The sequence below is a fragment of the Candidatus Nanopelagicales bacterium genome (genome assembly GCA_041393815.1).
Taxonomy (GTDB): Bacteria; Actinomycetota; Actinomycetes; order S36-B12; family JAWKJK01; genus JAWKJK01.
The window spans coordinates 629,066-651,017 of sequence record JAWKJK010000002.1 but is presented as its reverse complement, the minus strand read 5'-3'; the positions used below and the strand labels follow the sequence as shown (position 1 = coordinate 651,017).

Annotated in this window: 18 protein-coding genes; 11 read left to right on the top strand and 7 right to left on the bottom strand. The window is 72.1% G+C overall.

Going from position 1 to position 21,952, the window contains the following annotated elements:
- Positions 1–92: 92 nt before the first annotated feature.
- The gene (locus R2737_08500; protein ID MEZ5116294.1) at positions 93–2,309 is read right to left on the bottom strand and encodes a molybdopterin oxidoreductase family protein; all 2,217 of its coding nucleotides are present in this window, start codon (positions 2,307–2,309) and stop codon (positions 93–95) included.
- Positions 2,310–2,441: 132 nt separating this feature from the next.
- On the opposite strand from R2737_08500, the gene R2737_08495 reads away from it, so the two are divergent.
- From R2737_08495 to R2737_08485, 3 genes are read left to right on the top strand one after another with little or no spacing between them, the layout of a single operon-like run.
- Positions 2,442–3,278 carry a nitrilase-related carbon-nitrogen hydrolase gene (locus R2737_08495; GenBank protein MEZ5116293.1) on the top strand — a complete coding sequence of 279 codons (837 nt, stop codon included), beginning with the start codon at positions 2,442–2,444 and terminating at the stop codon, positions 3,276–3,278.
- A 53-nt stretch (positions 3,279–3,331) separates the two neighbouring features.
- Entirely contained in the window at positions 3,332–4,750 is a 1,419-nt protein-coding gene (gene hydA / locus R2737_08490) for a dihydropyrimidinase (GenBank protein ID MEZ5116292.1), read from the top strand.
- A 36-nt stretch (positions 4,751–4,786) separates the two neighbouring features.
- On the top strand, positions 4,787–5,818 hold the full coding sequence (locus R2737_08485) for a TIGR03842 family LLM class F420-dependent oxidoreductase (GenBank protein MEZ5116291.1): 1,032 nt from the start codon (positions 4,787–4,789) through the stop codon (positions 5,816–5,818).
- A gap of 171 nt (positions 5,819–5,989) precedes the next feature.
- Here R2737_08485 and R2737_08480 read toward each other — a convergent pair whose 3' ends face one another.
- Positions 5,990–7,456: a gamma-aminobutyraldehyde dehydrogenase gene (locus R2737_08480; protein ID MEZ5116290.1), complete on the bottom strand. Its 1,467-nt coding sequence runs from the start codon at positions 7,454–7,456 to the stop codon at positions 5,990–5,992.
- Between the two features lie 179 nt (positions 7,457–7,635).
- On the opposite strand from R2737_08480, the gene R2737_08475 reads away from it, so the two are divergent.
- The 6 genes from R2737_08475 to R2737_08450 all read left to right on the top strand — a co-directional run bounded on the left by R2737_08475 (position 7,636) and on the right by R2737_08450 (position 14,195).
- Positions 7,636–8,109, top strand: a complete 474-nt coding sequence (locus R2737_08475) for an Lrp/AsnC family transcriptional regulator (GenBank protein ID MEZ5116289.1) — start codon at positions 7,636–7,638, stop codon at positions 8,107–8,109.
- Positions 8,106–9,503 (top strand): aspartate aminotransferase family protein, encoded by a 1,398-nt coding sequence (locus R2737_08470; protein MEZ5116288.1) that lies wholly within the window; start codon positions 8,106–8,108, stop codon positions 9,501–9,503. Before R2737_08475 ends, R2737_08470 begins: the two co-directional genes overlap by 4 nt.
- Before the next feature lie 22 nt (positions 9,504–9,525).
- Positions 9,526–10,233, top strand: a complete 708-nt coding sequence (locus R2737_08465; GenBank protein MEZ5116287.1) for a pyridoxamine 5'-phosphate oxidase family protein — start codon at positions 9,526–9,528, stop codon at positions 10,231–10,233.
- Entirely contained in the window at positions 10,230–11,615 is a 1,386-nt protein-coding gene (locus R2737_08460) for an FAD-dependent oxidoreductase (protein MEZ5116286.1), read from the top strand. Before R2737_08465 ends, R2737_08460 begins: the two co-directional genes overlap by 4 nt.
- Positions 11,616–11,721: 106 nt before the next feature.
- Entirely contained in the window at positions 11,722–13,509 is a 1,788-nt protein-coding gene (locus tag R2737_08455) for an acyl-CoA dehydrogenase (protein ID MEZ5116285.1), read from the top strand.
- A 23-nt stretch (positions 13,510–13,532) separates the two neighbouring features.
- Entirely contained in the window at positions 13,533–14,195 is a 663-nt protein-coding gene (locus R2737_08450) for a type 1 glutamine amidotransferase (protein MEZ5116284.1), read from the top strand.
- Positions 14,196–14,213: 18 nt separating this feature from the next.
- Here R2737_08450 and R2737_08445 read toward each other — a convergent pair whose 3' ends face one another.
- The 3 genes from R2737_08445 to R2737_08435 all read right to left on the bottom strand — a co-directional run bounded on the left by R2737_08445 (position 14,214) and on the right by R2737_08435 (position 17,424).
- Entirely contained in the window at positions 14,214–15,488 is a 1,275-nt protein-coding gene (locus R2737_08445) for a GNAT family N-acetyltransferase (GenBank protein ID MEZ5116283.1), read from the bottom strand.
- An 83-nt stretch (positions 15,489–15,571) separates the two neighbouring features.
- Positions 15,572–16,255, bottom strand: coding sequence for a GntR family transcriptional regulator (locus R2737_08440; protein ID MEZ5116282.1), 684 nt, complete (start codon positions 16,253–16,255; stop codon positions 15,572–15,574).
- Positions 16,252–17,424 carry a CoA transferase gene (locus R2737_08435; GenBank protein MEZ5116281.1) on the bottom strand — a complete coding sequence of 391 codons (1,173 nt, stop codon included), beginning with the start codon at positions 17,422–17,424 and terminating at the stop codon, positions 16,252–16,254. The genes R2737_08440 and R2737_08435 overlap by 4 nt, the downstream gene beginning before the upstream one ends.
- Before the next feature lie 81 nt (positions 17,425–17,505).
- Between R2737_08435 and R2737_08430 the strand changes: the two genes are divergently transcribed.
- Positions 17,506–18,678 (top strand): acyl-CoA dehydrogenase family protein, encoded by a 1,173-nt coding sequence (locus R2737_08430; protein ID MEZ5116280.1) that lies wholly within the window; start codon positions 17,506–17,508, stop codon positions 18,676–18,678.
- Positions 18,679–18,697: 19 nt separating this feature from the next.
- The gene (locus tag R2737_08425; GenBank protein ID MEZ5116279.1) at positions 18,698–19,318 is read left to right on the top strand and encodes a LysE family transporter; all 621 of its coding nucleotides are present in this window, start codon (positions 18,698–18,700) and stop codon (positions 19,316–19,318) included.
- A gap of 17 nt (positions 19,319–19,335) precedes the next feature.
- On the opposite strand, the gene R2737_08420 is transcribed toward R2737_08425, so the two are convergent.
- Entirely contained in the window at positions 19,336–21,216 is a 1,881-nt protein-coding gene (locus R2737_08420; protein ID MEZ5116278.1) for a propionyl-CoA synthetase, read from the bottom strand.
- Positions 21,217–21,336: 120 nt separating this feature from the next.
- On the bottom strand, positions 21,337–21,921 hold the full coding sequence (locus tag R2737_08415) for a potassium channel family protein (protein MEZ5116277.1): 585 nt from the start codon (positions 21,919–21,921) through the stop codon (positions 21,337–21,339).
- Positions 21,922–21,952 lie beyond the last annotated feature (31 nt).

Sequence of the window (21,952 nt, the reverse complement as noted above, 5' to 3'; positions counted from 1 at the left end):
CCCAGCCGCGGGGACACCTCGCGTGCCCGGGTCGGCGGTGCCGCCGCGCAGACTGACCCGGACAGCGGCGACCTCCGCTCGCCGCCCCGGTCTCACGTAGCCGCCGGCGCCGCCCGTTCGACCCGGACCGGCACGCCGCTGACGGCCGCGTTGCCGCTGAGCGGGTCGAAGCGCGTCGCGTCGGTGACGTCGTTGACGCTCACCCCCGGCGTGGCGGCCGCCCGGCTCCACCCCGTCCCCGGACGGTCGTGCCCCCAGCCGTGCGGCACCGACACCACGCCCGGCATCAGGTCGGCGGTCACCTCGGCGGGGACCTCGATGGCGCCGGTCCCCGACGAGACGCGGACGACGTCGCCGGTGGCGATGCCGAGGCGATGCGCGTCCACCTCGGACACCTGTGCCGTGCAGCGGTCCCGGCCCTTCACCAGCCGGTCCAGGTTGTGCATCCAGGAGTTGTTGCTGCGCAGGTGCCGCCTGCCGATCAGCAGCAGGGTGTCGGGGTCGCGAGTCCCTGCGTCGGCCTCGGCGGACCCAAGCGAGTCCAGGACGCGCGGCCAGTCCCCGACCACGACCGGGTGGTCCAGCCGGACCCGCCGGTCGGCCGTCATCAGCCGCTCCGGCAGGCACGGCTCCAGCGGTCCCAGGTCGAGGCCGTGCGGGTGGCGCTCTACCTCGGCCAGCGTCAGGCCCCCGCGCCGCGCGCGGCCCCGTCGCCTTCCGGGCCCCACCGGTAACGACCCGTACGGCCCGACACGCAGCGCGAGGTCGACGAAGCGACGGGGGAACGCGCGTGCGAACACCGCGCGCCGGGCGGCCGCCGCCGCCCGCAGCCGCGGGGTCCCCCGCTCCACCCGGTACAGCAGCTCCCGCAGGATGTCCGCGTCGCTGCGGGTCTCCGGATCCGGGTCGACCGCGCGCGGGTTCCACCGAACCCAGTTGCGCACGCTGACGGCGGGGAAGACGACGTCGAACTCGTCGCGCTCGAGCGGGGTCTGCGGCGGGAGGATCAGGTCGGCGTGCCGGCTCGACTCGGTGACGTAGTAATCGACCGCGACGAGGAAGTCGAGGGCGGCGAGGGCGGCGTCCATCCGCCGGCCGTCCGGCGCCGACAGCACCGGGTTGCCCGCGACCAGCAGCATCGCGCGGATGCGCCCGTCCCCGGGCTCGAGGATCTCGTCCGCGAGCGTGGCCACCGGGAACTCGGCCGCGAACTCGGGGATGCCCCGCACCCGCGACCGCCAGCGGTCGTACCCGACGAGGTCCGTGGTGCGCTCCCCCAGGAAGGGCAGGTCGAACGCGGGCGTGGCCAGCATCCAGCCGCCCACCTCGTCCAGCCGGCCGGTCAGGACGTTGAGCACGTGCACCAGCCAGTAGGCCGTCGTCCCGAACTCGCTCTGGCACAGACCCACGCGCGCGTAGACCGCGCCCCTCCGAGCCGCGGCCAGGTCGCGGGCCAGCCGCCGGATCGTGTCCGCCGGGACGCCGGTCACCGCCGCGGCACGCTCCGGGGTCACCGGGCGGACCAGCTCCAGCACGGCGTCGATCCCGTCGACGTACGCCGCCGCGCGGCCCGGACGGACCAGCCCCTCCGCGTCGAGGACGTGCACCATCGCCGCGAGGAGGAACACGTCGGTGCCCGGTCGCACGAAGACGTGCTCGTCACCCAGTCGCGCGGTCTCGGTGCGACGCGGGTCGACGACGACCACGCGACCGCCGCGCCGACGCAGGGCGGCCAGTCGGCGTCGGACGTCCGGCGCGGTCATGATGCTGCCGTTGGACACCGCGGGGTTCCCACCGACCACGAGCAGGTGGTCCGTCCGGTCCAGGTCGGGAACGGGCAGCAGGAGCGGGGAGCCGAAGAGTAGGTACGACAGCAGGTGCTGCGGCTGCTGGTCGACGCTGGCCGCGGAGTAGCGGTTGCGGGTGCCGAGCGCCTTCAGCAGGAGCGGGATGAGCGTGACCGGCGCCCAGCCGTGCGTGATCGGGTTGCCCAGGTAGAGGCCGACGGCGTCCGGGCCGCCACGGTCGCGGGCGGCGAGCAGGCCCTCGGCGGCCAGGTCGAGGGCCTCGTCCCAGCCGATCTCCTGCCAGGACCCGTCCGCGGTGCGTCGCACCGGACGGCGCAGCCGGTCGGGGTCGCGCTGCAGGTCCTGCAGGGCGATCCCCTTGGGGCAGACGTAGCCGCGGGAGAACGGGTCGTCCTCGTCACCGCGGACCGACAGCACCTCGTCGCCGCGGACCTCGATCGTCAGGCCGCAGCTGGCCTCGCACAGGTTGCACGACCGGTGCACGGTGCGCGTCCCCTCCACGGGACCGACCGTACGGCGGACCTCGTGCGTCCGCAGCCGGGGGGCCTCGCGCGAGTCCGGCGGAACCCCTCCGTTCGCACCGCCCGCGGGCCTACTGTGCGAAGACGGGGTCCCGGAGGGCAGGAGGCGGCCATGACGGTCGTGCGCGCGGCACTGGTCCAGACGTCGTGGACGGGCGACAAGGAGTCGATGATCGTCGCCCACGAGGGCTACGCGCGGCAGGCGGCCGCGCAGGGCGCGAAGGTCGTCTGCTTCCAAGAACTGTTCTACGGCCCGTACTTCTGCCAGGTGCAGGACGCGGAGTTCTACTCCTACGCGGAGAGCGTCCCCGGGCCGACGACCGAGCGGTTCCAGGCGCTGGCGCGAGAGCTCGGCATCGTGCTGGTGCTACCGATGTACGAGCAGGAGCAGCCCGGGGTCCTCTACAACACCGCGGCCGTCGTCGACGCCGACGGCTCGTACCTGGGGAAGTACCGCAAGCACCACATCCCGCACGTGAAGGGCTTCTGGGAGAAGTTCTACTTCCGTCCCGGCAACCTCGGCTTCCCGGTGTTCGACACGGCGGTCGGCCGGGTCGGCGTCTACATCTGCTACGACCGGCACTTCCCCGAGGGCTGGCGCGCACTCGGGCTCAACGGCGCCGAGATCGTGTTCAACCCGTCGGCGACCTCGCGCGGGCTGTCGGCGTACCTGTGGAAGCTGGAGCAGCCCGCGGCCGCCGTGGCGAACGAGTACTTCGTCGGCGCCATCAACCGGGTCGGCATCGAGGACCTCGGCGACGACGACTTCTACGGCACCAGCTACTTCGTCGACCCGGAGGGCAAGTTCGTCGGGAGCGAGGGTGACGCGTACCAGCCGGAGCTGCTGGTGCGCGACCTCGACATGGACCTGCTCACCGAGGTCCGCAACCGCTGGGCCTTCTACCGCGACCGTCGGCCCGACGCGTACGGCGACCTGACCCGGCCCTGACTCACCCCGTTCCAGGCCCCACGACCCACCCGCACCGCCGGGAGGAACCCGACATGACGATGCTCATCCGCAACGGAACCGTGGTCGGCCCGACCGGGTCGGCACCGATGGACGTCCTCATCGACGGCGAGACCGTCGTCGCGCTGCTCACGCCGGGAGATGCGTCCCTCGGCGCCGACCTGGCGTCGAGCGCCGACACCGTCATCGACGCCACCGGCAAGTACGTCATCCCCGGCGGGGTCGACTGCCACACCCACATGGAGCTGCCCTTCGGCGGCACGTACGCCTCCGACACCTTCGACACCGGCACGCGGGCGGCGGCGTGGGGCGGCACCACGACCATCGTCGACTTCGCGGTGCAGAACACCGGCGAGCGCGTGCAGGACGGGCTCGCGCTGTGGCACGCGAAGGCCGAAGGCAACTGCCACATCGACTACGGCTTCCACCAGATCATGGGCGGGGTCGACGACGACTCGCTCAAGGCGATGGACGAGCTGGTGGACGAGGGCATCACCAGCTTCAAGCTGTTCATGGCCTACCCCGGGGTGCTCTACAGCGACGACGGGCAGATCCTGCGGGCCATGCAGCAGGCGCACCACAACGGTGCGCTGGTCATGATGCACGCGGAGAACGGCATCGCGATCGACGTGCTGCGGGAGCAGGCCATCGCGCGCGGCGAGACGGACCCGCGCTACCACTCCATCACCCGGCCGTGGCAGACCGAGGAGGAGGCCACCCACCGGGCGATCATGCTGGCGCAGATCGCCAAAGCGCCCCTCTACGTCGTGCACATGTCCGCCCGTCAGGCCGTGGAGGCGGTCCAGGTCGGGCGCGACAAGGGCTGGAACGTGTTCGGGGAGACCTGCCCGCAGTACCTGTACCTCTCACTGGAGGAGCACCTCTCGCAGCCGGGCTTCGAAGGGGCCAAGTGGGTGTGCTCCACCCCGGTGCGCGCGCGCGCCGAGGGCCACCAGGACGCGCTGTGGACGTACCTGCGCACCAATGACCTGTCCATCGTCAGCACCGACCACTGCCCGTTCTGCTTCAAGGAGCAGAAGGAGCTCGGTCTGGGTGACTTCACCAAGATCCCCAACGGGATCGGCACGGTCGAGCACCGGATGGACCTGATCTACCAGGGCGTGGTCACCGGCGAGATCAGCCTGGAGCGCTGGGTCGAGATCTGCTGCACCACACCGGCTCGGATGTTCGGGCTCTACCCGCGCAAGGGCGCGCTGCAGCCGGGGGCCGACGCCGACGTCGTGGTCTACGACCCCAACGGCCACACCAGCATCGGTTACGGCAAGACCCACCACATGAACATGGACCACTCGGCCTACGAGGGGTTCGAGGTCGACGGCCACGTCGACACCGTGATCAGCCGCGGGCGCGTCGTCGTGGATGGCGGGGAGTACCTCGGCAGCAAGGGCCACGGCCGCTTCCTGCGGCGCGGGCTGTCGCAGTACCTCATCTGAACCCATCTGAACCCATCCGAACCCAGGAGGCCGGCGATGGACTTCGGCGTCGTTCTGCAGTGCAACCCGCCGGCCGCGCGCGTCGTGGAGTACGCCCGCCAGGCCGAGCTGCTCGGCTTCTCGCACGTGTGGACGTTCGACTCGCACCTGCTGTGGGAGGAGCCGTACGTCATCTACAGCGCGATCCTCGCCGCCACCCGCAAGGTGACGGTGGGCCCGATGGTCACCAACCCCGCGACGCGGGACTGGACGGTGACCGCGTCGGTGTTCGCGACGCTGAACGAGATGTACGGCAACCGCACGGTGTGCGGGATCGGGCGCGGTGACTCCGCGGTGCGGGTGACCAACGGCAAGCCGGTCACGCTGGCCGAGCTGCGCGAGGCGGTCGGCGTGATCCACGCGCTGGCCAACGGGGAGGCCGCGGAGTACAAGGGCTCGCACCTGCGGTTCACCTGGAACCCCGACAGCCGGCTGCCCATCTACGTCGCCGCCTACGGCCCCAAGGCGCTCGCGCTGGCCGGCGAGGTGGGCGACGGCTTCATCCTGCAGCTGGCCGACCCCGCCATCGCCGAGTGGAGCATCGCCGCCGTGCGGCGTGCCGCCGCGGAGGCCGGCCGGGACCCGGACTCGGTGCGGATCTGCGTGGCCGCACCCGCCTACGTCACCGACGGCTCGGCCGAGTCGCACGCGCACGCGGTCGACCAGTGCCGGTGGTTCGGTGGGATGGTGGGCAACCACGTCGCCGACATCGTCGCGCGCTACGGCGCGGACGGCGCCGCGGTGCCGCAGGCGCTCACCGACTACATCCAGGGGCGGCAGGGCTACGACTACAACGAGCACGGCCGGGCCGGCAACACCCACACCGACTTCGTGCCGGACTCCATCGTGGAACGCTTCTGCCTGATCGGCCCGGTCGAGACCCAGGTCGAGCGGCTCAAGGAGCTGCAGGCACTCGGGGCGGACCAGTTCGCGCTGTACCTGCAGCACGACGACAACGACGCGACCCTGCAGGCGTACGGCGACCGGGTGATGCCCGCCGTCCGCGAGCACCTGCTCGCCAAGTCCTAGCCCCTGGGGCCGGTCGCAGGGGACGATCGCACGTCGCAGACCCCCCACGCGTCCCTCCAACGCGCGAGTGGAGGATTGTGGTCGAAGTCGATCGATCGACTTCGACCACAACCCTCCACTCGCGGGAAGGGCCGGGGAACCCGGGGACGGGGGCCCCGGCCCGACCGGGGGTCAGCTGTCGAGGCTGGCCATGACGTGCTTGATCCGGGTGTAGTCCTCGAACCCGTACATCGACAGGTCCTTGCCGTAGCCGGAGTGCTTGAAGCCACCGTGCGGCATCTCGGCGACCAGCGGGATGTGGGTGTTGATCCACACGCATCCGAAGTCCAGCCGCTTGGCCATCCGCATCGCCCGGCCGAAGTCCTTCGTCCACACCGACGATGCCAGGCCGTAGTTGACGCCGTTGGCCCAGCGCACGGCCTCGTCCTCGTCGGAGAACTTCTGGATGGTGATGACCGGCCCGAAGATCTCGTTCTGGATCATCTCGTCGTCCTGCATCAGGTGCGCGACGACGGTCGGCTCGACGTAGAAGCCCCGGTCGCCCAGGCGCTTGCCGCCGACGACGATCTCGGAGTGCGCGGGGGCGCGGTCGAGGAAGCCCAGGACCCGCTCCATCTGGTGCACGTTGTTGACCGGGGGAACCAGGCCCTCGCCGGCCGGACCCTCCTCGAACGTGGTCGCGGTGCCCTTGGCGGCCTCGGACATCACGGTGACGAAGTCCTCGTACACGCCCGGGGCGACCAGCATGCGGGTGGCCGCGGTGCAGTCCTGGCCGGCGTTGAAGTAGCCGGCCACGGCGAGCCACTCGGCGGCGGCCTCGAGGTCGGCGTCGTCGAAGATGACGACCGGCGCCTTGCCGCCCAGCTCCAGGTGCACCCGCTTCACGTCGCGGGCGCCGGCCTCGGCGACGCTCATGCCCGCCCGCACGGAGCCGGTGATGGCCAGCATCTGCGGGATCTTGTGCGCCGTCATCGCGGCACCGGTGTCGCGGTCGCCGCACACCACGTTCATGACGCCGTCGGGCAGCGCGCCGGACTCGGCGATCAGCTCGGCCATCCGTACCGTCGACACCGGCGTGGTGTCGCTGGGCTTGAGCACCACCGTGTTGCCCGCGGCAATGGCGGGGGCGAACTTCCAGACCGCCATCATCATCGGGTAGTTCCACGGCGTCACCTGGCCGACGACGCCGATCGGCTCGCGCCGGATCATGGAGGTGAAGCCCTCCATGTACTCCCCGGCAGCCCGGCCCTCGAGCACCCGCGCCGCCCCCGCGAAGAAGCGGATCTGGTCGATCATCGGGGGGATCTCTTCGGACATGGTGACCGGGATCGGCTTGCCGGTGTTCTCGCTCTCCAGCGCGACCAGCTCGTCGGCGTGGGCCTCGAGCGTGTCGGCGATGGTGAGCAGCGCCTTCTGGCGCTCCGACGGGGTGGAGTCGCGCCAGCCCTTGGTCTCCCCGTCGCCCTCGAAGGCGCGCAGGGCGGTCTGGTACGCGCGGTCGATGTCCTCGGCGCTGGACAGCGCGGCGGACGCGAAGACCTCGCCGGTCGTGGGGTTGAACAGGTCGGTGGTGCGGCCGTCGACGGCGTCGACGCTCTGGCCGCCCACGAAGTTGCGTACGGCGCGCTTGTCGCTCACGCGGGACTCCCGGTCGGTGGTGTGGGGTCGAGGGCGCCGGTCGGCGCGGCCGTCACCCTATCCATTCAGGTGCCGTTCTCGACAGGTCTGACGGTAGATTGCCACCGAATCCGCGCAATATCCCCCTTCAACCTACGGATTCGCTTGCTTTCCGCCGATCGATCCCCCACGATGCCCGGGTGGCATCCCGCGAACGCATCGGCTCCGTGCCGCTGGACGACGTCTCCAAGGCGATCATCGAGCAGCTGCAGGAGGACGGCCGGCGCCCCTACGCCGCCATCGGCAAGGCGGTCGGCCTGTCCGAGGCCGCGGTGCGCCAGCGGGTGCAGCGCCTCCTCGACTCCGGCGTGATGCAGATCGTCGCGGTCACCGACCCGCTCCAGGTGGGCTTCCCGCGCGCCGCGATGATCGGCGTACGGGTGGAGGGCGACATCGAGATCGTCGCCGAGAAGCTGGAGTCGATGCCCGAGATCGACTACCTGGTGATCACTGCCGGCGGCTACGACATCCTCGCCGAGGTCGTCGCCGAGGACGACGAGCACCTGCTCGAGATCGTCAACCGCCGGATCCGCTCCATCCCGGGGGTCCGCGTCACTGAGACCTTCGTCTACCTCAAGCTCCGCAAGCAGATCTACACCTGGGGAACCCGATGACCGTCACTCCGCAGTACGTCACCGAGCCCGGCGACGACAACCTGGCCGACCGCGCCCGCGACCACCTGTGGATGCACTTCACCCGCCACTCGGTCTACGACGAGGGCCACCACGTCCCCGTCATCGTCCGCGGTGAGGGCGCGTACATCTGGGACGACCAGGGCAACCGCTACCTCGATGGCCTGGCGGGGTTGTTCGTCAACCAGGTGGGTCACGGCCGCACCGAGATCGCCGAGGCGATGGCCAAGCAGGCCAGCGAGCTGGCGTTCTTCCCGCTGTGGTCGTACGCCCATCCCAAGGCCATCGAGCTGGCCGAGAGGCTCGCCGACGTCGCGCCGGGCGGACTCAACCGGGTGTTCTTCACCACCGGTGGCGGCGAGGCCGTCGAGAGCGCGTGGAAGCTGGCCAAGCAGTACTTCAAGCTCACCGGCCAGCCCACCAAGCACAAGGTCATCAGCCGCTCGGTCGCCTACCACGGCACCCCGCAGGGAGCGCTGTCCATCACCGGGATCCCCGGGGCCAAGGCGCCGTTCGAGCCGCTGGTCCCGTCGGCGATCAAGGTGCCCAACACCAACTTCTACCGCGCCACCGAGCACGGCGACGACATCGAGGCGTTCGGCCGGTGGGCCGCGGACCGGATCGCGGAGGCGATCGAGTTCGAGGGCCCCGACACGGTGGCCGCGGTGTTCCTCGAGCCGGTGCAGAACTCCGGCGGCTGCTTCCCGCCGCCGCCCGGCTACCTGGAGCGGGTGCGCGAGATCTGCGACCGCTACGACGTGCTGTTCGTCGCGGACGAGACCATCACCGCGTTCGGCCGGATCGGCGACTACTTCGCCACCCGCCGCTTCGGCGTCGAGCCCGACATCATCACCTTCGCCAAGGGCCTCACCTCCGGCTACGCGCCGATGGGCGCGATGGTGGTGGGCGACAAGCTGTTCGAGCCGTTCCGCACGGGGACGACCGCGTTCCTGCACGGATACACCTGGGCCGGGCACCCGGTCTCGGCTGCGGCGGCGCTGGCCAACATGGACATCTTCGAGCGCGAGGGCATCAACCAGCACGTCCGGGACAACGAGGGCGCGTTCCGCTCGACGCTGGAGCGCCTGCTGGACCTCCCGATCGTCGGGGACGTACGCGGGGCCGGGTTCTTCTACGGCATCGAGCTGGTGAAGGACAAGGCGACCAAGGAGACGTTCGACGACGACGAGTCCGAGCGCCTGCTGCGGGGCTACCTGTCCAAGGCGCTGTTCGACCACGGTCTGTACTGCCGGGCCGACGACCGCGGCGACCCGGTCATCCAGCTGGCCCCGCCGCTGATCATCGGCCAGCGGGAGTTCGACGAGATCGAGCAGATCCTGCGGAGCGTCCTCGAGGGCGCCCTCAAGATCCTCTAGCCGGACGCCGGGCTCCCCGCGCGTGACCGCCCCCACCCCCGACGCGTCGACGGCGTCCGTCGACGCCGTCGTACCCGGCTCCACGGCCCGGACGCGGGTACGACGGCTTCCGGAGAAGGCCGTCCACGACCGGCAGGCGCTCTACGACGTGCTCGACGCCGGTCTCGTCGCCCACGTCGCGCTCGCCGACGACGGTCAGCCGTACGCGCTGCCGTGCGCCTACGCGCGCGACGGCGACACGCTGCTGCTGCACGGGTCCACCGGCAGCCGGCTGTTCCGCCGGCTGGCGGACGGTGACCCCGTGTGCGTGACCGTGACCCTGCTGGACGGGCTGGTCTACGCCCGCAGCCTGTTCGAGTCCTCGATGCAGTACCGCAGCGCGATGGTGCTGGGGCGAGCCGTCCCCGTGCCCGAGGAGGAGAAGGTCGCGGCCCTGCTGACGCTGTCGGCCCGTCTCCTGCCCGGCCGGGTCGACGAGGCCCGCGGGCCCAGCCGCAAGGAGCTCGCGGCCACCCTGGTCGTGCGCCTCCCGCTCACCGAGACGTCGGTGAAGGCCGCGGCCGGTCCGCCCGACGACGCGGCGGAGGACCTCGGCCGGCCGGTGTGGGCGGGCGTGCTGCCCTTGCGCACCGTCGCGGGCGATCCGGTCGACGCCCCCGACCTGGACCCGGTCCGGCCGGTGCCGGACTACGTGCTGGACCACCCGCTGCGACGAGCGGAGGCGACGTGACCGAGGAGACCCGGCTGCGACGGCTGTCGCTGTGGTGGGACACCCTGCCCGGCCCGGTCCGGACCCGCGCCGCGCTGCCGGGCGACCGGGACGCGGACGTGGCCATCGTGGGCGCCGGCTACACCGGGCTGTGGACCGCGTACTACCTGCTCGGACTCGACCCGACCCTGCGCGTCGTGGTCCTGGAGGCGGAGACCGCGGGCTTCGGGGCCAGCGGCCGCAACGGCGGGTGGTGCTCGGCGCTGTTCCCGGCCAGCCTGGCCAAGATCGCCCGTGGCTCCTCGCGCGACGCGGCCGTCCGCATGCAGCGCGCCATGCACGACACGGTCGACGAGGTCGGCCGGGTCGCGCACGCGGAGGGCCTCGACGTGCAGTGGGCCAAGGCGGGCACCGTGGTGCTGGCCCGGACCGGCCTGCAGCGCGAGCAGGCCCGCGCCGAGGTCGAGGAGTGGCGCTCGTGGGGGTTCGGCCCGCAGGACTACGCGCTGCTGGGCCCGGAGGAGGCCCAGGAGCGGGTCGGCGCCACCGACGTCCTGGGCGCGGTCTTCACGCCGCACTGTGCAGCGATCCACCCGGCCCGGCTGGTCCGCGGGATCGCCGACGCGGTCGAGCGGCGCGGGGGCGTGATCCACGAGTCCACCCGGGTGACGTCCCTGGAGCCCGGCATCGTGCGGACCGAGCACGGCGACGTCCGCGCCCCGGTGGTGGTGCGCGCCACCGAGGGCTACACCGCCACGCTGCCCGGCTACCAGCGCGACCTGCTCCCGGTGTACTCGCTGATGCTGGCGACCGAGCCGCTGCCGGCGGAGGTGTGGGACCGGATCCACCTCTCCGACCGGCCGACGTTCAGCGACGGCCGCCGTCTGATCATCTACGGCCAGCGGACCGCCGACGACCGACTGGCGTTCGGCGGCCGCGGCGCCCCGTACCACTTCGCCTCGTCGATCCGACCCGAGCACGACCGCGACGCCGCGGTCTACGCCGGCCTGTGGCAGGTCCTGTGCGACCTGTTCCCGGTGCTGCGGCCGCACGCCGTCACGCATACCTGGGGAGGACCGCTGGGCGTGCCCCGGGACTGGTACTCCTCCTGCAGCTTCGACCCGGTCACCGGGGTGGCGCAGGCCGGTGGCTACGTCGGGGACGGGGTGGGGACGTCGAACCTGGCAGGCCGCACCCTGGCGGACCTGATCCTGCGCCGCGACACCGACCTGACGACGCTGCCGTGGGTGGGGCACCGGTCGCGGCGCTGGGAGCCCGAGCCGCTGCGGTGGATGGGGGCCAACGCCGGGCTGTGGGCGATGGGCACCGCGGACGACGTGGAGGGCAGGACCGGCCGGCCGAGCCTGCGGGCCCGCGCGTTCGGCCGGTTCCTGGGCCAGTAGCAGGTCCTTGGCCAGCGGCGTGTCCCTGGCCAGGAGCGGGGTCCACGGGACGACTGCTGTTACCGGTCGGTAACATCCCCTGCACACCGACGCGAGGGAGCCCGGAATGCTGCTGTTCGACCCGGCCACGTACGACCCGACGCACCTCGACCCCGAGTCGCGCCGCCAGCTGCGCGCGCTGGTCGACTTCTTCGAGGCCAAGGGCCTGGCCGAGGTCAAGGACGAGTACCACGCCGCGTCCTGGTACACCGACTTCCTGGACTTCCTCGCGAAGGAGGGCCTGTTCGCCCGCTTCGGCACCCCAGCGTCGGTGGGCGCGGCCATCGGCGCGGAGGACGCCGCGTGGGACACCGCGCGCATCAACGAGCTGAACGAGATCCTCGGCTTCTACTCGCTGTCGCACTGGTACGCCTGGCAGGTGACAGTCCTCGGCCTCGGGCCGGTCTGGATCAGCGACAACGCCGAGGCCCGCGCCGAGGTGGGCCGGCTGCTCGCCGACGGGGCGATCTTCGGCTTCGGGCTGTCCGAGCGGACCCACGGCGCCGACATCTACTCCACCGACATGGTGCTCACCCGCAGCGAGGACGGGGGCTGGACCGCCACCGGGGAGAAGTACTACATCGGCAACGGCAACGCCGCCGGCCGCCTGTCGGTCTTCGGCCGGTTCGCCGACGACGACCCCGAGCACCCCGGCGAGTACGTGTTCTTCCTCGTTGACCCGTCACGGGACGAGTACCGCCTCATCAAGAACGTCGTGCACTCGCAGATGTTCGTCGCCCAGTTCGCCCTCGACGCCTACCCCGTCGCTCCGGATGCGTTGCTGCACATCGGGAAGCCGGCCTGGGACGCGGCGCTCGGCACCGTCAACGTCGGCAAGGTCAACCTCGGCTGGGCCAGCATCGGCATCAGCGAGCACGCCTTCTACGAGGCCGTCGCGCACGCGCACAACCGGATCCTCTACGGCACTCGGGTCACCGACTTCCCGCACGTGCGCCGCATGATCGGCGACGCGTACGCCCGCCTGCTGGCGATGAAGATGTACGCCGCCCGCAGCGCGGACTACCTGCGCTCGGCGTCCCCGGAGGACCGTCGCTTCCTGCTGTTCAACCCGATCACGAAGATGAAGGTGACCAGCGAGGGCGAGCGCGTGATCGACCTGCTCTGGGAGGTCATCGCGGCGCGCGGCTTCGAGAAGGACATGTACTTCGAGCAGGCGGTCGCGCACATCCGCGCGCTGCCCAAGCTCGAGGGGACCGTGCACGTGAACCTCGCGCTGGTGCTGAAGTTCCTGCCGGCCTACTTCGGCGCCACCATGGGTCTGGCCGGTTCGTACGAGCCGGTGCCGGTCCGTCGCGACCCCGCGGACGACGCATACCTGTTCGCCCAGGGCCCTGCATCCGGGCTCGGCAGTATTCGGTTCGAGGACTTCCGTCCCGCGTTCGCACGGTTCTCGCACCTGGCGAACGTCGCCGTGTTCCTCGACCAGATCGAGGCCTTCGCCGGCCTGGTGACCTCGGCTCCCCCGTCGAAGGAGCAGCAGTCCGACCTGGACCTGATGCTGTCGCTGGGCGAGATCTTCACCCAGGTCGTCTACGCCCAGCTGGTCTGCGAGGCCGCCGCGCTGGCGCTCGACGGCGCTCCCGACGGCGCTCGCACCGGCGGGGTCAGCGACCTGTCCGACCTCACCGAGGACCACGTCGACCGGATCTTCGCGGTCTTCGTCCAGGACGTGTCGGACGCCGCGGTGCGCCTGCACGGTCGCGCCTCCGCGACTCCCGAGCAGCAGAAGGGGGCGCTGGCCCTGGTCGCGCGCCCGGTGGTGGAGCCGTCGCTCGAGCACGCGTTCGTCGGGGAGGCGCTGTCGTACGACGGCGTCTACACGATGAACCCGTGACCCGGGGCTGAGCGGACGACGGGATGCGCGCCGTCGTCGTCGCGCACACCTGGATCGCGCACGAGCTCGGGCACCTCGGGGACTGGCTGGGCGCGCGGGGCTCGGCGGTGCAACGGCTGGACCGCGAGTCGTTGCCGACCCCGGAGTCGCTCGACGGCGCAGACCTGCTGGTGCTCATGGGGTCTCCGTGGTCGGTCGCGCTTCCCGCGGATGCCGACGTGGTCGAGTCGCAGCGGCGCGAGCGGGACCTGGTCGCGCGAGCCCTGAGCGACGGCACGCCGCTGCTGGGCATCTGCTACGGCGCGCAGCTGCTCGCCTCGTGCGTCGGCGGGGAGGTACGCCGGCTGGACGTGACCGAGCGCGGCTGGCTCGACGTGGACGCGGTCGACCCGGTGCCAACGGGGCCGTGGATGGTCTGGCACGAGGACGAGTTCACCGTGCCCCCCGCGGTCGAGGTGCTCGCGAGCAGCCCGCGGTGCACGCTGGCGTTCCGCACCGGGACGGCCTGGGGCGTGCAGTTCCATCCCGAGGTCGACGAACCGGTCCTGCGCCGGATGGCCGAGGGCCTCGGCGCGGCGCCCGACGTCGTCGCGGAGATGACCTCCGGCGCACGGCTGCACGACGCTGGGCACCGGCAGGCTGCGCACCACCTGCTCGACGCGTTCTGGTCCGACGTGCGCGCGTAGCGCGCGGTGCTCACGAGGTCACGTGCGCGCGTAGCGCGCGATGTCCTCCTGGAAGTCCCGCCGGATCTCCGCCGTCACCGTCGGCCGGACCTGCCGGATCGCCACCAGGTAGTCGTCCGTGGTCGCCCCGGGCCGGCCAGCGGCTTCACCGTGCACGACCTCTCGCTCGAACGCGGACTGCGCCGCCGACCGGGCGGCGAACTCCACGTCCGCCGGGGTGAACCCCTCGGTCGCGCGCACCAGCACGTCGAGGTCCACGTCCTCCCGGCCGGCGGTGAACCGCGCCCACAGCGCGCGCCGGGCGTCGGCGTCCGGCGGTCCGACCGGGATCAGATAGTCGAACCGTCCCGGTCGCAGGAAGGCCGAGTCCAGCGAGCGGACGCTGTTCGTCGCGCACACCAGCAACCGGGTGTCGCGCTCGCGGAACGCCGGGATCAGCTTGAGCAGCTCGTTGGTGACCCCGTGCGCCGGCGACGTCGCCACCCCGTCGCGCATCGGTGCGATCTCCTCGACCTCGTCGATGAACAGCACCACCCGCTCGAGGTCGGCAACCTGCGCGAACACCTGGCGCAGCGCGTTGGCCAGACCGCCCTCGTCGGCCGCCAGCCGCGAGGGGAAGATCTCCACGAACGGCCACTGCAGCCGCGATGCCATGCCACGGGCGAACGTGGTCTTCCCGGTGCCGGGCGGCCCGAACAGCACGATCGCGCGAGGCGGCAGGACTCCGTGCGCGGCGGCCCGCTCCGGCTCCCGCAGCGGCAGCACGACCCGGCGGTCGATGAGGGTCTTCTCCTCCTCCATGCCGGCGATCCGGTCCCACGCGCCGGTCGGGATGACCCGGCCGCCGAGGGACTCCAGCAGGCCCTGCTCGCCCGGGCCGAGCCCGCCTACCTTCTCGAAGTACGCGGCCGCCGGCCGGCGCTTCCAGCCCGCGTTGAGCAGGCCGTCGGCGAGCTGCTCCTCGGCGGGGAGCACGTACGCCATCCGGCGCGCGCCCTGGTCCACGCTCAGCCGCTCGAGCTCCACCAGCAGACCGGACACGATCCCCTCGCCGCGGTGGTCGGGGTGCACGGCGATGCGGAGCACCCAGGCGCGCTCGTTGTCCAGCGACGCCAGCGCCGCACCGACGATCCGGCCGTCCCTGACCGCGACCACCGCCGGCTCGTCGGCGCGTACGGCCGCGATGCACTCGGCCACGCTGAACACCGAGCCCTGCTCGGCGGAGGTCACGTCCCACAGGTGGACGACCGCCTCGAGGTCGTCGTCGTGGTACTCCCGCACCAGCACTCCCATACCGCGGAGGCTAGCCGTACCCGTCCACGTCTTGTGGTGCCGGTTGCGCGAGCTGTAGCTCGCGCAACCGGCACCACACGGGTTCAGCCGCGGTCGGCGAGGACCGCGGCGAGGGCGGCCACCGAGTGCTCGCGGTGCGCCGACTGCGCGGCCACCACGGCGTCGGCGTCACGGGCCCGGATGGCGCGCAGCAGGGCCCGGTGCTCCCGGTCCACCCGACGGCGCGCGGCCGGCTGGGCGAAGTAGACCGCGCGGTAGGCGTCGGTGGCGTCCCACAGCTGGTGCAGCAGCCGGACCAGCCGCGGCCGGTCGCTGGCCTCGAACAGCGCGAAGTGGAAGCGCCGATTCGCCTCGGCCAGGTCGCGCAGGTCGTCGGCCGACTCGACCTCCGCCAGCACGCCGGCCAGGGCCCCCACATCCGCATCGGTGAGTCGCGGTACGGCCGACCGCAGCGCCTCGGCCTCCAGCAGCTCGCGCAGCCGGTAGACCTCGCGCAGGTCGTCCAGCGACAGCGCCGCCACCACGTACCCGCGGTGCGGGTGGTAGACCACCCGGCCCTCGCCCTCCAGGATCCGCAGCGCCTCGCGCAGCGGCACCCGGGACACGCCGTACCGCTCGGCCAGCGCGTCCTGGACGATCCGCTCCCCCGGGGCCAGCACGCCGGTGGCGATCTCGTCCCGCAGTGCACCCAGTACGGCCTCCTGCGCGGTCGGAGGCCGGCGGAACGCCTTCGCCCGCGGAGCGGCGGCGCGGGCCGGGCTGCTCACCCGTCCTCCCCCACCCGGGGCGGCGCCGTTCGGTAGGTCGCCGGGGTGCGCGACAGCCGGACGGGGTGCGCCACCGTGGGCACCGGCTCGTCCCGCCGCGGGTCCGCGATCGACGCCACCGGCTGCAGACCCAGTCGCTCCGCCAGCGCGAACGCCGACGCCAGGTCGTTGATGGGACCGCACGGCACCCCCGCCGCCGTCAGCGCCGCCTGCCACTCGTCCGCGGTCCGCGTCGCCAGCACCGCGTCGAGCTCGGCCTTCAGCGCCGCGCGGTGCGTCACCCGGGCCGGGTTGGTCGCGAACCGCTCGTCGTCCGCCAGCCCCGGGACCCCGAGGACCCCCGCGAGGGCGCGGAACTGCCCGTCGTTGCCCACGGCCACGACCAGTGGTCGGTCCGACGCGGGGTAGACCTCGTACGGCGAGATCGACGGGTGCGCGTTGCCCAGGATGCCCGGCACCACACCGGCGCCGACGTACGCGGACGCCTGGTTGACCAGCGCGGACAGCAGGGACGTGAGCAGGGTGACCTCGACCCGCTGGCCGAGCCCGGTCCGGTCGCGCTCTCGCAGCGCGGCCAGGATGCCCACAGTGGCGTGCAGCCCGGTGAGCACGTCCACCACCGCCACCCCGGCCTTGGTGGGCTCTCCCGGCCCGGGGCCGGTGATCGACATCAGCCCGCCCATGGCCTGCACCAGAAGGTCGTAACCGGGCAGGTCCGCCCCGGCGCCGCGCCCGAACCCGCTGATCGAGCAGTAGACGAGGCGCGGGTTCTCCGCCGCGAGCGCCTCGTAGCCCAGCCCCATCCGGTCCAGCGCGCCGGGACGGAAGTTCTCGACGAGGACGTCCGCCGCCAGGGCGAGCTCGCGGGCGCGGGCCAGGTCGTCCCCGTCGCGCAGGTCGAGGGCCACCGACCGCTTGTTGCGGTTGACGGACTGGAAGTAGGTGGACTGCCCGTCGGCCCCGTACGGAGGGCCCCAGGCACGGGTGTCGTCCCCGGCCCCGGGGCGCTCGACCTTGACCACCTCGGCGCCGAGGTCGGCGAGCAGCATGGTGGCGTAGGGACCGGCCAGTACGCGGGACAGGTCGGCGACCAGGAGGCCGGACAGCGGGCCGGCGGTGGCTTCCTCGTGCGGGACGGAGGCGTCGGGATCAGCGGCGTCGACGGTCACGGGCGTAACTGTACATTGGATCCAATCCGCTGGTAGCGTTCCCCGCGGCACCCACCCGCACCGGTCCCCCGGAGGTCATCCGTGTCCCGCCCGCAGCACCCCTTCGCCCTGCTCGACATCGACGGCCTGCTGTCGGAGGAGGAGCGCGCGATGCGGGATGTCGTCCGCGCGTACGTCGACGACCGGATCCGCCCGGCCGTGGCCGACTGGTTCGAGTCCGGCAGCATCCCGGCCCGCGAGCTGGCCCGCGAGATGGGCGAGCTCGGACTCCTGGGCATGCACCTGGAGGGGTACGGCTGCGCCGGCACCTCCGCCACCGCGTACGGCCTGGCCTGCCTGGAGCTCGAGGCCGGCGACTCCGGCATCCGGTCGCTGGTCAGCGTCCAGGGTTCGCTGGCGATGTACGCGATCCACGCGTTCGGGTCGGAGGATCAGAAGCAGGAGTGGTTGCCCCGCATGGCATCCGGCGAGGCCATCGGATGCTTCGGGCTGACCGAGCCCGACTTCGGCTCCAACCCGGGCGGGATGCGCACGGCGGCCAAGCGCGACGGTGACGACTGGGTCCTGGACGGGACCAAGATGTGGATCACCAACGGCAACGTCGCCGACGTGGCTGTGGTCTGGGCGCAAACCGACGAGGGCATCCGCGGGTTCGTGGTGCCGACCGACACCCCCGGGTTCACGGCGAACGAGATCCACAAGAAGCTGTCGTTGCGTGCCTCCGTGACGTCGGAACTGGTGCTGGAGGGCGTACGGCTGCCGGGTGATGCGGTGCTGCCGGAGGTGGTCGGTCTGCGCGGCCCGCTGTCCTGCCTGAACGAGGCCCGCTTCGGGATCGTCTTCGGCACCCTCGGTGCCGCACGCGACTGCCTGGAGACCGCGATCGCGTACGCCATCGACCGCGAGCAGTTCGACAAGCCGATCGCCGGCTTCCAGCTGACCCAGAAGAAGCTGGCGGACATGGCGCTCGAGCTCGACAAGGGGATGCTGCTCGCGCTCCACCTCGGCCGGCTCAAGGACGAGCACCGGATCCGCCCGGAGCAGGTCAGCGTGGGCAAGCTCAACAACGCCCGGGAAGCGCTCGCCATCGCCCGCGAGTGCCGCTCGATCCTCGGCGGCAACGGAATCACGTTGGAGTACCCCGTGATCCGGCACATGAACAACCTCGAGTCGGTGTTCACGTACGAGGGCACCAACGAGATGCACACTCTCGTCGTCGGCCAGGCGCTGACCGGGATCCCCGCCTACCGCTGACGCACTGCGCTGACGACCCGTGGAGGCGCTGCTGGCGGGGCTGGCACTGGGACTCGGGTCCGGCGTCGCTCCCGGGCCGCTCCTGGTGCTGGTCGTGTCGGCAACCCTGCGCGGCGGTTTCCCCGCCGGGCTGCGGGTCGCGTTGGCACCCCTGCTCACCGACGTCCCGATCATCCTGCTCTCCCTCACCGTCCTGTCGGCGCTGCCGGACCGGGCCCTGGCGGCACTCGGTGTCGTGGGCGGCGTGGTCGTCGGGTGGTTCGGGGTCGACTCCCTGCGAGCGGCGCGCGGCGCGGACCCGGCGACGGAGGCTGCCGCTGCGGCACCCCTGTCGACGTCGTCCGCGCTGCGGCAGGGAGCGCTGGCCAACGTCACCAACCCCGCCCCCTGGCTGTTCTGGCTCACCGCAGGGGGCACCGTCCTGGTCGCGGCCTGGCGGGAGTCCCCCGGCGACGCGGTGGCCTTCCTGGTCGGCTTCTACCTCATGCTCGTCGGCGTCAAGGTGCTGCTGGCCTGGGGGGTGGCGGCCGGCCGGCACCGGCTGTCGGCGCGGCACTACCGGGTGATCCTCGCCGGCTCCGGCGTGCTGCTGCTGGTGTTCGGCGCCGTGCTCGCCGTACGGGGTGCCCTGGCCTGGTAGGCCACGGGCCCGCGGCGTCAGCCGCCGGGGCGCAGCAGCGGGGTCAGCGTGTCCAGCACCCGAGGGTCCTCGATGGTGGACGGCACCGGCTCGTCCCGCCCGTCGGCGATCCCGCGCATCGTGCGGCGCAGGATCTTCCCCGACCGGGTCTTCGGGAGGGCGGGCACGACGACGACCTCCTTCAGTGCGGCGACCGGGCCGATCTCGCGCCGTACGGCCGCCACCACCTCGGCCTGCAGCGCCGCCGGCTCCGCGGTGCTGCCCGCCTTCAGCACCACGAACGCGCGCGGCACCTGGCCCTTCATCGTGTCGTGCACGCCGATCACGGCGCACTCGGCGACATCCGGGTGCGCGGCCACGACCGCTTCCATCGAGCCGGTGGACAGGCGGTGCCCGGCGACGTTGATGACGTCGTCGGTGCGCCCCATCACGTAGACGTACCCGTCCTCGTCGACGAAGCCGCCGTCCCCGGTGGTGTAGGACCCGGGGAAGGCCGACAGGTACGACGACACGTACCGGTCGTCGTCCCCCCATAGCGTGGGCAGAGTCCCGGGCGGCAGCGGAAGCCGGATCACGATGTTGCCCTCGGCCCCGGCCGGGACCTCCTCGCCGCGCTCGTCGACGACCGCGACCGCATAGCCGGGCACCGGCACAGTCGGGGAGCCCGGCTTCACCGGCATCGGCTCCAGGCCGCGCAGGTTCGCCGCGATCGGCCAGCCGGTCTCGGTCTGCCACCAGTTGTCGACGACGGGCACGCCGAGGGTGTCGTGCGCCCAGTGGTAGGTGTCCGGGTCGAGCCGCTCACCCGCGAGGAACAGCGTGCGCAGCGACGATAGGTCGTAGTTGCGGACGTGCTCGCCGTCCGGGTCCTCCTTCTTGATGGCCCGGATCGCGGTGGGAGCCGTGAAAAGCGCGTTCACGCCGTACTTCTCGACGACGCGCCAGAACGCACCGGCGTCCGGGGTGCCGACCGGCTTGCCCTCGTACAGCACGGTCGTGGCACCGACGATCAGCGGGGCGTACACGATGTAGGAGTGGCCGACGACCCAGCCGACGTCGGAGGCGGCCCACCAGGTGTCACCCGGACCGATGCCGTACACGTTCGGCAGGCTCCACGCCATCGCCACCGCATGGCCGCCGTTGTCACGGACCACGCCCTTGGGCTTTCCGGTGGTGCCGGAGGTGTAGAGCACATAGAGCGGGTCGGTGGCCGCCACCGGCACGGGGTCCACCGGGGTAGCGGTGGCCATCGCCTCGGCCCAGTCGACGTCGCGCTCCCCCATCGCCGCGGTCTCCTGCGGCCGCTGCAGGACCACGCAGCGCTCCGGGACGTGGGTCGCCTCCTCGATGGCCTCGTCCAGCATCGGCTTGTACGCGACCACCCGGTTCGGCTCGATGCCGCACGACGCGGACACCACGACCTTCGGCTCGGCGTCGTCGATGCGCAGGGCCAGCTCGTGCGGGGCGAACCCGCCGAACACCACGGAGTGCACCGCGCCCAGCCGCGCGGTCGCGAGCATGGCGACGACCGCCTCGGGGACCATCGGCATGTACACCAGCACCCGGTCACCCGTGCCCACGCCGAGGCCGGCGAGGACACCGGCGAACCGCGCCACCTCCTCACGCAGCTCCCGGTAGGTGTAGGTGCGCGAGGTGCCGGTGACCGGGCTCTCGTAGTGCAGGGCCGGCCGGTCGCCGTGTCCACCGTCGACGTGGCGGTCCAGGGCGTTCGCGCAGGTGTTGAGCATCGCGTCGGGGTACCAGCGGTACAACGGCGCCGCGGACCGGTCCAGCACCGCCTCCGGCGGCGAGTCCCAGGTCACCAGTGACGCGGCGTCCCCCCAGAACCCGTCCGGGTCGTCGATGCTGCGGCGGTAGGCCTCGGCGTACGCTCCCACGTCCGTCCTCCCGGTCTCGTCCGTCCGGCCATCGTGGCAGGGGACCCGGCCGGTCCGGGCGGATCCGGGTGGACCCATCGGCGAACGGACGCGCGGGCGCGACGAGCGGCGGCGCCGGTGCTAGTCGGGCCGCACCTGCCGGTCGGCCTGCTGGTTCGCGCGGTGGGAGCGGGCCACCTTCGCGACCCGGGTGAGCAGCCGGACGGCGACGCCGATGATCAGGACGTCGATGGCCATCTGCATGGTGACGACGATCCGGGCCCCGTCCGTGACGGGCGTGATGTCACCGAAGCCGACGGTGGACAGCACGGTCATCGAGAAGTACGCGCCCGCGACCTTGCCGACCGGCTCGGTGAACGAGGCGGGATCGGTGGCGGAGAGGAAGACGTAGTAGTAGGAGCACATCAGGACGAAGAAGGTGACGATGATGACCAGCGACTCGAGTGCGCGGATCTCGGGGTTGTCCGCGACGAAGATCCGCCGGATCTGCCGCACCACGACGTAGACGAAGACGGCCAGCCCCAGGACCGGCAGCAGCACCTGGGCCAGGTTCAGGTCGTCGGAGGTCACGGGGACGACGGCGTAGGCCGCGACCAGCACGACGAGGATGAGCAGGATCCGCAGGGCGGAGCGCAGCAGCAGCCTCCGCCGGTCGTGCCGGCTGGCCGCGAGGAACTGCTGCTCCGGGTCTGCGTGGACGTCCACGGACCCACTGTGGCAAGGCACGGGTCGCGCG